This is a genomic window from Pseudomonas sp. ABC1, assembly GCF_013395055.1.
GTDB lineage: Bacteria > Pseudomonadota > Gammaproteobacteria > Pseudomonadales > Pseudomonadaceae > Stutzerimonas.
This window is the reverse complement of sequence record NZ_CP058349.1, coordinates 76,803-92,664: the sequence shown is the minus strand read 5'-3', so window position 1 is coordinate 92,664 and position 15,862 is coordinate 76,803. Positions and strand designations below refer to the sequence as shown.

Sequence of the window (15,862 nt, the reverse complement as noted above, 5' to 3'; positions counted from 1 at the left end):
TTCTGGCTCCCTTGGATAAATTGGAGCGACCCCATACAGGTTGATGCCTTGGCGCTTGAGCAGAACTGCCAGAGCCTTGCGCTCCCTGCTGGACAAGGTTTTTACGGACTCAAGCAGCTCTTGCACTGGGATATCTCCTAAGAAGTCAGTTCATCGATTTCCTCTGAGGAGAGACGTTTAAGGGCCTCCAGCGATTTAGTCAGTTCTGACTGCAACGGTGCCGCCATACTGGATTTGCTTGCAAGATGTCTGGAAAAATGAGCGAGGCGGGGGTACTCGAACAGCTCTCGCAGAGCAACATCAAGCTCCATCTGATTCCGGATTCTCACCACTACCTGGGTAGCCAGCAGCGAATGCCCGCCTAGTTCGAAGAAGTTATCGGTCAAACTAACCTTCTCGACCTTCAATACACCGGCCCAGATCGCTGCTATCTGCTTTTCCAACTCACTTTGTGGGGCAATATATTCCCGCCGCGACAAACTCGCCTCCGGTCTCGGCAATACCTTGCGGTCCAGCTTGCCATTGGGTGTCAGTGGCAGTTTATCCAAGAACAGCAGATGCGCCGGGAGCATATGGTCTGGCAGGTTTTCTGCCAGATAATTACGCAGGCTCCCACGCAATGCGTCCTGCAGCTCAAGATCATCCGAAATGTTAGTGTCAGCAACGAGATAACCAACCAGTTGCTTGCCATTCGGCCCATCGATATCAATTACTACCGTTTCGCGGACAGTTGCGTGAGATTGTAGTTGCGCCTCGATCTCGCCCAGCTCAATGCGGAAGCCACGAATCTTAACCTGGTGGTCGATACGGCCCATGTATTCGATCACACCATCAACGCAATAACACGCCAAGTCGCCAGTGCGGTATAAGCGACCGCCCTGTTGCTCATCGAATGGGTTAGGTACGAACCTTTCAGCTGTCAGACCGGCACGCCGCCAATAGCCTTCGCCGACACAGCTCCCACCGATATGCAGCTCTCCCACCAATCCGGGCGCCTGAAGCTCACCCGAACTGCTCAGGACATAGGCCTCCACTCCAGGCAAGGGACGCCCGATCGGTACGGACGTCAAACCGGAAACTGCCACATCTTTCGCCGCATAGGCGATCACTACATCCGTGCATTCGGTCGGGCCGTAGGTATTGTGAAGCATGACACCGGCCGCTTCTGGCGCACCCAACCAATCGGACAGCTCACCTGGCTGAATAGCCTCGCCCCCCAGCAGCACATGGCGCAACGATCGTAGCCTGGCATATCCATCCTGTAATAGGGGCTGGAAAGCACTTGGTGCGCAATTGACCAGCGTCAGATGGTGGAGCTCAATCTGCCGCGCACATGCCTCGGGGTCATAGCCTGGCGCAGGCAAATGCAACTGCCCGCCGACGCAGAGAACGCCGTAGATATTCTTTTGTGTCAGGTCGAAAGCGTACGAACTGAACAGAAGCACCTTATCGTCCGAAGACAGCTCACAAGCCCCCTTGTACCAGTGCAGCAAATTGACGAAGCTGCCGATCCGCACTGCCGCCCCTTTGGGTCGCCCCGTGGAACCAGATGTATAAATCACATAAGCCAGATTCTCAGGTTGAACGATATTTTCCGGATTAACTTCGCTGTAGCCTCTCAGCGACTCGTTGCCCTGATCCAAAACAATAGTTTTGATATGGTTTGAGATCGGCAACTGCTCTTGCAGATGGCTCTGCGTCAGCAGCAATTGGATGCCACTGTCTTCAAGCATGTAACTCAATCGATCCTGCGGATACTCCGGATCCAGCGGTACATAGGCACCGCCGGCCTTGAGGATCGCCAGCAGGCTAATCACCATCTCCAGGCTGCGTTCCACCGCAATACCAACCAGTACGTCCGGACCAACACCCAACTCTAGAAGCTTGTGCGCCAGTTGATTGGATTTTTTGTTCAGCTCTTGGTAGGTCAGTTCTTTATCACCAAACACAACAGCCACGGCATCCGGGGTTTTCTTGACCTGGGCTTCGATTAACTGGTGGATGCATTGATCGCCCGAATAACTCGCTTCGCTATGGTTCCAGTCGTAGATAATCTGTTGCTGCTCCTCTGGACTGAGCAGTGGCAATTCAGCAATACGTTGGTTCGGCGCCTTGACGATGCCGTTCAGCAGATTGAGCCAATGCTGAGCCAGCCGTTCGATGGTGGATTTATCGAACAATGCCGTGGCATAGCTCAACGAGGCGCCAATACCTTCTCTGTACTCGGAGGTGTCCAGTGTCAGGTCGAACTGGGCGGTCTGCATTTCCCAGGACAATCCTTCAACTGTCAGTCCTGACAAGCGGCGGCTCTCGCCTCTGACCTGGGTCTGGTGGTTGAACATCACCTGGAACAGCGGGCTATGGCTCAGGCTGCGCTCCGGGTGCAGGGCCTCGACCAGTTGCTCGAACGGCAAATCCTGATGCGCCTGTGCGCCAAGTGCCGTTTGCTGGACCTGCTTGAGCAGACCGCTGAAGGTTGTGTCCAGATCGAATTCTGCCTTGAGCACCTGGGTATTGACGAAAAAGCCGATCAGCCGCTCGGTTTCCACCCGGTTACGGTTGGCGGTGGGAACGCCCACACGAATATCGTCCTGGCCCGAGTAGCGGTGCAGCAGGCTCTGGAAACTGGCCAGCAACAGCATAAACAGGGTCACACCCTGTTGCTGGGCCAGTTGTTTCAGCGATTGTGCGAGGTCGTCGTTAAGGCTAACGCTGAAATTAGCGCCCTCCTGACTCTGGATCGCCGGACGTGGCCGATCGGTGGGCAGTTCCAATACCGGCTGTTCTTCACCCAGTTGTTCTTTCCAGTAGGCCAGTTGCCGTTCCTGCTCACCAGCTTCCATCCAGTTGCGCTGCCAGATGGCATAGTCGGCATATTGGATCGGCAGTTCCGGCAGAGTGACTTGCTGGCCTGTGCGATAGCCTTCATAAAGCTGAACCAACTCATCGACCATGATCGGCATCGACCAGCCATCGGAGACGATATGGTGCAGGGTCAAGATCAGGACATGGTCGTCCTCGGATAACCACAGCAGCTTTATCCGTATCAACGGACCTTGTTCCAGATCGAAAGGCTCAGCGACTTCTTCCTCGACCTTGGACTGGATCAGCTCCTCGCTCGTGTCTTCCAGCTTCTCCTGAAGCAGCGCAAAGTCAATCTTTGGATGAATGATCTGCAGCGCCTGCTCCCCTTCCTGGCGGAAGGTGGTGCGCAGGCTTTCGTGGCGGGCGATCAGGGCTTCAAAGCTGGCGCGCAGCGCCCCAATATTCAAGTCACCCTTGAACCTGAGGGCTGTAGGCATATTGTAGGCAGTGCTCTCAGGCTCCAACTGCCAGAGGAACCATTGGCGCTGCTGAGCGTAGGACAGTTGCAGTGGCTGAATACGATCCACTCGCTGAAAGGCCGGTGTCGTATTGGATGTTCCCTGCCCTATATGGGCAGCGAAATCTTCCAGCATCGGTGCCTCGAACAGCGTACGCAGTGGCTGTTCGATATTTAGAGCCTGGCGAATGCGGGAGATCACCTGGGTGGCTAGCAGGGAGTGTCCACCTAGCTCGAAGAAGTTGTCGGTCAGGCCAACCTTCTCGACCTTCAGCACGTCCGCCCAGATACTTGCGACCTGCTGTTCCAGCTCGCTTTGCGGCGCGACATATTCCTGCTGCAACTGATTGGCATCAGGCTTCGGTAATGCCTTGCGGTCCAGCTTGCCGTTAGGCGTCAACGGCAGTTTGTCCAAGAACAGCAGATGGGCCGGCACCATATAGTCCGGCAGGGCTTCTTTCAGGAAATCGCGCAGCCTGCTGCGTAGCGCAGCCTGCTGCTCAAGATCATCCGAAAGATGGGTGCCAGCAAGAAGATAGCCAACCAATTGCTTGCCACTCGGCCCCTCGATATCGATCACCACCGCTTCGCGAACAGCTTCATGCGCCTGCAGCCGGGCTTCGATCTCGCCCAGTTCGATACGGAAACCGCGAATTTTCACCTGATGGTCGATACGCCCTACATATTCAATTACACCATCAGCACGGTAACGGGCCAGATCACCGGTGCGATACAGACGGCCGCCACCTTGTTCACTGCAGTCAAATGGGTCGGGAATAAAGCGCTCAGCAGTCAGTGCCGGTCGGTGGTAATAACCACGTGCCAGCCCTGCACGGCCAATATGTAATTCACCATGACATCCTGGGGTTGCGACTCCAAGGTTTCCATCCAGAAAATACCAGGATAGATCCGGAATCACTTCGCCGATCGGGCTAATAGTAGCCTTGGCCAAATCAGCCAAGCGAATAGGCCGATATGTGACATGCACTGTCGTCTCGGTAATACCGTACATATTGACCAGTTGCGGCTGATGATCACCGAACTTCTCGAGCCAAGTAACCAGACTGGTAACGTCCAACGATTCTCCGCCAAATATGATGTAACGCAACGACAGTTTCTGAGATCTTTCTACAGCGATGGGGATCAACTGTTTAAAAGCAGAAGGGGTCTGGCTAAGGACGGTGACTTTCTCTCTTACCAAAAGGGCATGGAAGTCTTCAGGCGAGCGCGCCACCTCCTTCGGCACGATGACTGCCTTGGCTCCATACAATAAAGCACCGTACAGTTCCCACACGGAAAAATCGAAGGCATAGGAGTGGAAGACACTCCAGACATCACCGGAACCAAACTGGTACCAGCCCTGAGTGGCCTGGAACAAACGCATGACGTTTTGATGAGGCAACAAGGTACCCTTGGGCTTGCCAGTTGAACCAGATGTATAAATCACATAAGCCAGATTCTCAGGTTGAACGATATTTTCCGGATTAACTTCGCTGTAGCCTCTCAGCGACTCGTTGCCCTGATTCAAAACAATAGTTTTGATATGGTTTGAGATCGGCAACTGCTCTTGCAGATGGCTCTGCGTCAGCAGCAATTGGATGCCACTGTCTTCAAGCATGTAACTCAATCGATCCTGCGGATACTCCGGATCCAGCGGTACATAGGCACCGCCGGCCTTGAGGATCGCCAGCAGGCCAATCACCATCTCCAGGCTGCGTTCCACCGCAATACCAACCAGTACGTCCGGGCCCACGCCCAACTCTCGAAGTTTGTGCGCCAGTTGGTTGGCTTTTCTATTCAGCCCCTGATAGGTCAGCGCTTCATCGCCAAAGACCACTGCGACAGCATCTGGATTTCTCTCAGCCTGGGCTTCTATCAATTGATGGATACATTGATCGCCCAAATAACTCGCTTCGCTATGGTTCCAGTCGTAGATAATCTGTTGCTGCTCCTCTGAACTGAGCAGCGATAGTTCGCCGAGAGTTTGTTGCGAATTTTCTATAAAGGCCTGAAGGAGGTTTCCGAAGCACTGAGCGATACGCTGCACTGTTGCTGTACTGAAGCGCTCCCTGTCATAGCTATAGTGAATTGACAAGGTATCACCCAAACCCACTGCTAGAGCCAGCGGGTAGTTGGTCTGCTCATGACTAGTTACTGGCCCAAACTTGAGTCCATCGGGTGCGCCTTGTTGTAGGACTTCGGAGATCGGGTAGTTTTCGAATACCAAAATAGTGTCGAACAGCCCTTCGCCACCCAGGCCAGACCAGCGCTGGACATCATACAGCGGCGTATGCTCATGCTCACGCAAGGCCAAGTTCTGGGTCTGTATCTGTTCGACCCACTGCGCCACACTCTGCTCCGGTTTTGGACTAGCAATAACTGGCAAGGTGTTGATAAAAAGGCCTAATTGTTGCTCCACGCCCTTCAACTCTGCGGGACGACCGGCCACCGTAGCACCGAAACTGATAGTGTCTTGGCCTGTATAGCGCTGTAGCAGTAACAACCAAACTGACTGCACCAATGTATTGACCGTTACCCGCTGCTGGCGAGCGAACTCGCTGAGCTGTCGGGTTTGCTCAGGCGTAAATTGCCGATGATGCTCACCATATCCGGGACTCAACTCTGTCTCACTCTGGCGAATCGCCTGAGCCAATCGAGCGGGTTCTTGCAACTCCTGGAGTTGTTTTCTCCAGAAAGTTTCGCTGATCGCTTTATCCTGTTTCTGCAGCCAGTCGATATAGTCCCGGTAGCGGCCTGTTTGCGAATTGGATTGCACACCGGCATAGGCCTGCAGCACCTCACCCAACAACTGCGAATTGCTCCAGCCGTCCATCAAGATATGGTGGCCGGTATAGATCAAGTGATGGCTGTTTTCATCCGTACGAATGACCGCAATACGCAGCAGTGGATCATTCAGCAGATCGAAACTTTTTTGCCGATCGGCTTCGGCCCAAGTATCTAACCCCGCCTGAAGATCAGGCTGGGTACGCCAGTCCAAGCTGGCGAAGGGCATTTCCACATGTTTGCGGATGACCTGCAGTGGCTGTTCGAACTGGGTAATAAAGCTGGCGCGCAGTACTTCATGACGGTCGACTGCTGCTTGCCAAGCTTGGCGAAAGCGCTCGATGTCCAGCCCTTGCACGTCAACACGCATCTGATTGATATAGTCGCCACCCTCCTGTGCGTACAGGGTGTGGAACAGCATCCCCTGCTGCATTGGTGATAGCGGATAAATATCTTCTATTATCTTTGCGGCTATTGGCAGAGCGTCCAGTTGCTCTTGGCTCAAACCAGCCAGAGGAACGTCCGATGGCGTCAGACCAAAGGTATTTTCGTCCACACAGTGAGCAATCAGCACCTTGAGCTCTTCGGCATACTCTTGTGCCAGACACTGAATGGTCTCCTCCCTGAACATCTCACGACTGAAACTCCAGTTCAGACTCAGTTCGCCGCCATAGACTTGGCCGTTGATGCTTAGCCAGTTACCCAGAGGAGCCTGTTCGCTCTGGCTTGCACCTGGGCTTTCCAGTGCAGGCGCAAGGAATGCCTCCTCTCCGTCATCCTGCTCTTGGGCAAAGCTGCTATCGAACTGCCCCAGATAGTTGAAGGTGATCCGTGGTATGGGGAGTTGGGCCAGGGCTTGTTGTGCCGGCGCCTCTCCCAGATAGCGAAGTGCACCGAAACCAATGCCTTTATGCGGAATCGCGCGCAGTTGTTCCTTGATTCCCTTGATCGAGCCATCCAGGGTTCCAGTTGGACTCAGCTTCACCGGGAATACATTGGTAAACCAACCCACGGTTCTTGTCAGGTCGATATCCTCGAACAACTCTTCACGGCCATGCCCTTCGAGTTGAATCAGTACATCGCTCCGTTCTGTCCAACGTGCAATGACACGAGCCAGCGCCGTCAGCAACAGATCATTGACCTGGGTGCGATAAGCTGCCGGCGCCTGTTGCAGCAGTTGTTGGGTACAGGTCCGATCCAAACGAGTCTGAGCGCTGGCTGCATAAAGCCCCTGCAGAGAGCCTTCCGGGTTATCGCAGGGCAATTCGGATTGAGTATCAGCCAACTGCGTTGCCCAGTAGCCTAATTCCTGTTGCAGCGCTTCACTATTAGCATAGGTTTGCAGATGCTCCGCCCAAGCTTTGGTCGAGCTAGTTTTTGCAGGCAGTTTGATCGTCTGGTCTGCTTGCAGTTGGCCATAGGCCATCTGCAAATCCTCTAGCAGGACGCGCCAGGACACGCCATCCACCACTAGGTGATGAATCGCCAGCAACAATCTCTGACTACCATCGGCCAGCGTCGCCAGCACCGCTCGAATCAGAGGGCCACCCTGCAAATCCAGGCTACGCTGGGCTTCGTTACACAAGGCCTCCAGTTCGGCTTCACCCTGAACCTCGGACTGCCACAGAATCGATTGCGGTTCGGTAACCGGGTGGTAACAAGCCGTCCACATCCGATTGACATCCTGTGTGAAACTCAGTCGTAGAGCATCGTGGTGAACGACAAGTGCCCGAATGGCTTGTTCAAGGGACTCGGCGTTCAGCTCTTTGCCTGGTTTAAGCAACAACGCCTGGTTCCAGTGATGACGCTCGGGGATGTCTTCCTCGAAGAACTGCTGATGAATAGGCAGCAACAGCGCTTCGCCCGTAACCGGGCCTTGATCGATCTGCAGACCTCCCTCTTCGCCACACGTCGCTACCGAGGCCAGCCCCTGTACCGTTTGATGCTGGAACAGTTCCTTGGGCGTAAAGCGGATGCCCGCCTGCCGGGCACGGCTGACCACCTGGATCGAAATGATCGAGTCGCCACCCAGTTCGAAGAAGTTATCGGTCAGGCCGACCTTCTCGACCTTCAGTACATCGGCCCAGATACTTGCGATCTGCTGCTCCAGCTCACTCTGCGGCGCGATGAACTCCTGCTGCAACTGACTGGCATCAGGTTTCGGCAATGCCTTGCGGTCCAGCTTGCCATTGGGCGTCAGAGGCAGCTTGTCCAGGAACAACAGATGGGCCGGAACCATATAGTCCGGCAGGACTTCCTTTAGATAGTCGCGCAGGCTCGTGCGCAATTCACTCTGCTGCTCGACATCAGCCGTTTGATCCCCAGTCGATACCAAGTAGGCCGCCAGTTGCTTGCCACTCGGCCCTTCGATATCGATGACGACCGCTTCGCGAACAGCTTCATGCCCTTGCAGCCGGGCTTCGATCTCGCCCAACTCAATACGGAACCCGCGAATCTTCACCTGATGGTCGATACGCCCAACGTACTCGATCACACCATCGGTACGGTAACGAGCCAGATCACCAGTGCGGTACAGACGACCACCTCCCAGCCTACTCTGGTCGAATGGATCAGGAACAAATCGCTCCGCGGTTAGTGCCGGGCGTTGATGATAACCCCGAGCAAGCCCTTTACCTGCAATAAATATCTCACCATTTACAAAAGTCGGCTGACAAATTAAACCGTCACTCAGCAAGTAAGAACTACGCTCACCAACAGGGCGTCCAACAGGAACTACCGACTGACAAGCAGCCAAATTATCAACCTTGAAAGACAGAGGAGTAATAACAGTTTCAGTAGGACCATAAGCATTGAAAATCATGGCACCGGGGAAGACATATAAACTTTCCAGCAGTCTTTTACCCCAAGATTCACCGCCAATAATACACGCTTTAATAGACTCATTCTGACGAGATTCAGACTGGAGAAATTGTACATAGCCCAAGAGATACGCTGGCGGCAGATCCAAAAAGGTAATACCGAGCTTACAAATATTATCGTAAATCTCAGCATAGCTCATCCGAGGAAAATCCCCGACATGGAGCGCAGCTCCATGGGAAAGGCCTCCCCATATTTGTTCGGAAGCAGCATCGAAGCTCAATGAAGAAAACTGTAATATACGCTCTTTATCACCGAGGCAATAAAAACAGGAAACCCCAACCACATGCATACTCAAAGCCCCATGAGGCACAACAACTCCCTTAGGTTGCCCGGTCGAACCAGAAGTATAAATTACATAAGCCAGATTCTCAGGTTGAACGATATTTTCCGGATTAACTTCGCTGTAGCCTCTCAGCGACTCGTTGCCCTGATTCAAAACAATAGTTTTGATATGGTTTGAGATCGGCAACTGCTCTTGCAGATGGCTCTGCGTCAGCAGCAATTGGATGCCACTGTCTTCAAGCATGTAACTCAATCGATCCTGCGGATACTCCGGATCCAGCGGTACATAGGCACCGCCGGCCTTGAGGATCGCCAGCAGGCCAATCACCATCTCTAGGCTGCGTTCCACCGCAATACCAACCAGTACGTCCGGGCCCACGCCCAACTCTCGAAGTTTGTGCGCCAGTTGGTTGGCTTTTCTATTCAGCCCCTGATAGGTCAGCGCTTCATCGCCAAAGACCACTGCGACAGCATCTGGATTTCTCTCAGCCTGGGCTTCTATCAATTGATGGATACATTGATCGCCCGAATAACTCGCTTCGCTATGGTTCCAGTCGTAGATAATCTGTTGCTGCTCCTCTGAACTGAGCAGCGATAGTTCGCCGAGAGTTTGTTGCGAATTTTCTATAAAGGCCTGAAGGAGGTTTCCGAAGTACTGAGCGATACGCTGCACTGTTGCTGTACTGAAGCGCTCCCTGTCATAGCTATAGTGAATTGACAAGGTATCACCCAAACCCACTGCTAGAGCCAGCGGGTAGTTGGTCTGCTCATGACTAGTTACTGGCCCAAACTTGAGTCCATCGGGTGCGCCTTGTTGTAGGACTTCGGAGATCGGGTAGTTTTCGAATACCAAAATAGTGTCGAACAGCCCTTCGCCACCCAGGCCAGACCAGCGCTGGACATCATACAGCGGCGTATGCTCATGCTCACGCAAGGCCAAGTTCTGGGTCTGTATCTGTTCGACCCACTGCGCCACACTCTGCTCCGGTTTTGGACTAGCAATAACTGGCAAGGTGTTGATAAAAAGGCCTAATTGTTGCTCCACGCCCTTCAACTCTGCGGGACGACCGGCCACCGTAGCACCGAAACTGATAGTGTCTTGGCCTGTATAGCGCTGTAGCAGTAACAACCAAACTGACTGCACCAATGTATTGACCGTTACCCGCTGCTGGCGAGCGAACTCGCTGAGCTGTCGGGTTTGCTCAGGCGTAAATTGCCGATGATGCTCACCATATCCGGGACTCAACTCTGTCTCACTCTGGCGAATCGCCTGAGCCAATCGAGCGGGTTCTTGCAACTCCTGGAGTTGTTTTCTCCAGAAAGTTTCGCTGATCGCTTTATCCTGTTTCTGCAGCCAGTCGATATAGTCCCGGTAGCGGCCTGTTTGCGAATTGGATTGCACACCGGCATAGGCCTGCAGCACCTCACCCAACAACTGCGAATTGCTCCAGCCGTCCATCAAGATATGGTGGCCGGTATAGATCAAGTGATGGCTGTTTTCATCCGTACGAATGACCGCAATACGCAGCAGTGGATCATTCAGCAGATCGAAACTTTTTTGCCGATCGGCTTCGGCCCAAGTATCTAACCCCGCCTGAAGATCAGGCTGGGTACGCCAGTCCAAGCTGGCGAAGGGCATTTCCACATGTTTGCGGATGACCTGCAGTGGCTGTTCGAACTGGGTAATAAAGCTGGCGCGCAGTACTTCATGACGGTCGACTGCTGCTTGCCAAGCTTGGCGAAAGCGCTCGATGTCCAGCCCTTGCACGTCAACACGCATCTGATTGATATAGTCGCCACCCTCCTGTGCGTACAGGGTGTGGAACAGCATCCCCTGCTGCATTGGTGATAGCGGATAAATATCTTCTATTATCTTTGCGGCTATTGGCAGAGCGTCCAGTTGCTCTTGGCTCAAACCAGCCAGAGGAACGTCCGATGGCGTCAGACCAAAGGTATTTTCGTCCACACAGTGAGCAATCAGCACCTTGAGCTCTTCGGCATACTCTTGTGCCAGACACTGAATGGTCTCCTCCCTGAACATCTCACGACTGAAACTCCAGTTCAGACTCAGTTCGCCGCCATAGACTTGGCCGTTGATGCTTAGCCAGTTACCCAGAGGAGCCTGTTCGCTCTGGCTTGCACCTGGGCTTTCCAGTGCAGGCGCAAGGAATGCCTCCTCTCCGTCATCCTGCTCTTGGGCAAAGCTGCTATCGAACTGCCCCAGATAGTTGAAGGTGATCCGTGGTATGGGGAGTTGGGCCAGGGCTTGTTGTGCCGGCGCCTCTCCCAGATAGCGAAGTGCACCGAAACCAATGCCTTTATGCGGAATCGCGCGCAGTTGTTCCTTGATTCCCTTGATCGAGCCATCCAGGGTTCCAGTTGGACTCAGCTTCACCGGGAATACACTGGTAAACCAACCCACGGTTCTTGTCAGGTCGATATCCTCGAACAACTCTTCACGGCCATGCCCTTCGAGTTGAATCAGTACATCGCTCCGTTCTGTCCAACGTGCAATGACACGAGCCAGCGCCGTCAGCAACAGATCATTGACCTGGGTGCGATAAGCTGCCGGCGCCTGTTGCAGCAGTTGTTGGGTACAGGTCCGATCCAAACGAGTCTGAGCGCTGGCTGCATAAAGCCCCTGCAGAGAGCCTTCCGGGTTATCGCAGGGCAATTCGGATTGAGTATCAGCCAACTGCGTTGCCCAGTAGCCTAATTCCTGTTGCAGCGCTTCACTATTAGCATAGGTTTGCAGATGCTCCGCCCAAGCTTTGGTCGAGCTAGTTTTTGCAGGCAGTTTGATCGTCTGGTCTGCTTGCAGTTGGCCATAGGCCATCTGCAAATCCTCTAGCAGGACGCGCCAGGACACGCCATCCACCACTAGGTGATGAATCGCCAGCAACAATCTCTGACTACCATCGGCCAGCGTCGCCAGCACCGCTCGAATCAGAGGGCCACCCTGCAAATCCAGGCTACGCTGGGCTTCGTTACACAAGGCCTCCAGTTCGGCTTCACCCTGAACCTCGGACTGCCACAGAATCGATTGCGGTTCGGTAACCGGGTGGTAACAAGCCGTCCACATCCGATTGACATCCTGTGTGAAACTCAGTCGTAGAGCATCGTGGTGAACGACAAGTGCCCGAATGGCTTGTTCAAGGGACTCGGCGTTCAGCTCTTTGCCTGGTTTAAGCAACAACGCCTGGTTCCAGTGATGACGCTCGGGGATGTCTTCCTCGAAGAACTGCTGATGAATAGGCAGCAACAGCGCTTCGCCCGTAACCGGGCCTTGATCGATCTGCAGACCTCCCTCTTCGCCACACGTCGCTACCGAGGCCAGCCCCTGTACCGTTTGATGCTGGAACAGTTCCTTGGGCGTAAAGCGGATGCCCGCCTGCCGGGCACGGCTGACCACCTGGATCGAAATGATCGAGTCGCCACCCAGTTCGAAGAAGTTATCGGTCAGGCCGACCTTCTCGACCTTCAGTACATCGGCCCAGATACTTGCGATCTGCTGCTCCAGCTCACTCTGCGGCGCGATGAACTCCTGCTGCAACTGACTGGCATCAGGTTTCGGCAATGCCTTGCGGTCCAGCTTGCCATTGGGCGTCAGAGGCAGCTTGTCCAGGAACAACAGATGGGCCGGAACCATATAGTCCGGCAGGACTTCCTTTAGATAGTCGCGCAGGCTCGTGCGCAATTCACTCTGCTGCTCGACATCAGCCGTTTGATCCCCAGTCGATACCAAGTAGGCCGCCAGTTGCTTGCCACTCGGCCCTTCGATATCGATGACGACCGCTTCGCGAACAGCTTCATGCCCTTGCAGCCGGGCTTCGATCTCGCCCAACTCAATACGGAACCCGCGAATCTTCACCTGATAATCAATGCGCCCCAGGTAATCAACCACGCCATCTGCTCGAGCCCGGGTCAGGTCGCCACTGCGGTATACACGCTCCCCATCACCGAAGGGGTCAGGAACAAAGCGCTCTGCGGTAAGCCCTGGTCGATCCAAGTAACCTCGGGCCACGCCATGACCACCCAGATACAGCTCGCCGGCGAACCCTGCAGGTAATAGGCTGAGATCATTACCCAATACGTAGCCACGGCGGCGCCCTACCAACCTACCTATCGGAGCATAGGCCGCGCCGCAGTGCTCGCTCTTACCCGCCTTCCACAACAGTGGTGTCACCACGGTTTCGGTCGGCCCGTATCCATTAACGATATATTGGGGACACAGCGCCTTTCGAGCCAGCTCGTAACTTGCCTGTGGCACCGCATCACCACCAAAGCAGTAAATACGGGTGACCGGTGGATTACCCTCGCGAGCAGCATGTTCGGCCAGTTGCTGCAGATACACTGGCGGGAATATACCTATCGTCACCTTATGCTGGTGCATTTGGGCATAGGTGTACTCGGGTAGCCACAGGCTATCGTCGCGGATCAGTACCCGGGCCCCCTTGGCCAGGGCCGGCATCCAGCCTTCGTGAGAACCATCGAAGGCGAATGACATGAAGTGCAGCTCGCAATCAGCCGGACCGGTTTCATACAGGTCGGCAATGGCCTGGATATGGGCGACCAGAGGACCGTGGGAAACAGCCACCCCTTTGGGCTGTCCGGTGGAGCCGGAGGTGTAGATCACATAGGCCAGGTTGTCTTCGGCAATGGCAACCGCGGGAGCACTGTTCGGGTAGCCTCCCCAGGCATCGCCCTTATCCAGCAACACGGTAGCCAAGCCTTGCGGAATCGCCAGGACATCCAGCAAGTCGCTCTGGGTCAGCACTAGGGCGGCCTTGCAATCCTCCATCATGTACAGCAGCCGCTCCCGAGGATGGGCCGCATCCAGTGGCACATAGGCACCACCTGCTTTCAGCACGGCAAGGAAGGCCATCATGATTTCCGCCGAACGGCGCATCGCGATGGCCACACGCACTTCCGGCCCGACACCCATCTCGATCAGCTTATGGGCCAAGCGGTTGGCCTGGACATCCAGCTCGCGATAGGTCAACGGCTGATCATTGAAAATGACCGCAACAGAGTCCGGCGTCTGGCGTACCTGATCCTCGATCAACTGGTGGACATAGCGACTACTTGGGTAACTGGCATGGGTATTGTCCCATTGGTCCAGAATGGCATGATGTTCGGCTTCTGCCAGCATCGGCAATTCAGCAATACGCTGGCTCGGAGCATTGACAAGGCCTTGCAACAGGTTGAGCCAGTGCTGGGCCAGCCGTTCGATGGTGGATTTATCGAACAATGCCGTGGCATAGCTCAACGAGGCGCCAATACCTTCGCTGTGCTCGAAAGTATCCAGTGTCAGGTCGAACTGGGCGGTCTGCTTTTCCCAAGATAGCCCTTCGACTGTCAGTCCTGGTAAGCGACGGCTCTCGCCTTTTACCTGAGTCTGATGATTGAACATCACCTGGAACAGCGGGCTATGGCTCAGGCTGCGTTCCGGGTGCAGCGCCTCGACCAGTTGCTCGAACGGCAAGTCCTGATGAGCCTGCGCGCCCAGCGCCGTCTGCTGGATCTGCTTGAGCAGGTCGCTGAAGGTGGTGTCTAGGTCGAACTCGGCCTTGAGCACCTGGGTATTGACGAAGAATCCGATCAGCCGCTCGGTTTCCACCCGGTTGCGGTTGGCATTGGGTACGCCCACACGAATGTCGTCCTGACCCGAGTAGCGGTGCAGCAGGCTCTGGAAACTGGCCAGCAACAGCATAAACAGGGTCACGCCCTGTTGCTGGGCCAGTTGTTTCAGCGATTGTGCGAGAGCGTCGTCAAGCTCGATAGCGAGGTTAGCGCCTTCCTGACTCTGGATCGCCGGACGTGACCGATCGGTAGGCAGTTCCAATACCGGTTGTTCTTCACCCAGTTGTTCTTTCCAATAGGCCAGTTGCCGTTCCTGCTCACCGGCTTCCATCCAGTTGCGCTGCCAGATGGCATAGTCGGCATATTGGATCGGCAGTTCCGGCAGAGTTACTTGCTCGCCTGTGCGATAGCCTTCATAAAGCTGAACCAACTCACCGACCATGATGGGCATCGACCAGCCATCGGAGACGATATGGTGCAGGGTCAGGATCAGAACATGATCATTTTCGGCCAGTTGCAGCAGCTTCACCCGCACCAGCGGGCCATGCTCCAGATCGAAAGGTCTGGCAACCTCTTCCTCGACCTTGGACTGGATCAGCGCCTCACTCGCCGTCTCCAGATACTCCTGATCCAACGCAAGATTGATCCTTGGATGAATGACCTGAACGGCCTGCTCCCCTTCCTGACGGAAGGTGGTGCGCAGGCTTTCGTGGCGGGCGATCAGGGTCTTGAAGCTGGAGCCTAAGGCCTCAATATCCAGCTCACCCTTGAATCTGAGGGCTGTCGGCATATTGTAAGCAGTGCTTTCAGGATCCAGTTGCCAGAGGAACCATTGACGCTGCTGGGCGTAGGACAAAGAAAGGTGCTCAGTCTCATGTCGAGTCGGTACTATGGGTAAAAGTTTAAAGCTCTGACCGGTTTCGGCCATTTTCTCGAGAATCTGTCGGCGCTGCCCCAATGACAGGCCGACGAAGCGTTTGGCGATACGTTCCGCTGTTGTCTTGTCCATCT

Annotated in this window: 1 protein-coding gene; it reads right to left on the bottom strand. The window is 54.7% G+C overall.

Annotated elements, in window-relative coordinates:
* Positions 1 to 137: 137 nt before the first annotated feature.
* Positions 138 to 15,860, bottom strand: a complete 15,723-nt coding sequence (locus tag HW090_RS00290; protein WP_179111599.1) for a non-ribosomal peptide synthase/polyketide synthase — start codon at positions 15,858 to 15,860, stop codon at positions 138 to 140.
* Positions 15,861 to 15,862: the final 2 nt, after the last annotated feature.

Bases quoted from the DNA above. Each gene is read 5' to 3' on its own strand.
- HW090_RS00290 (WP_179111599.1), bottom strand. From the start codon at position 15,860: ATGGACAAGACAACAGCGGAACGTATCGCCAAACGCTTCGTCGGCCTG.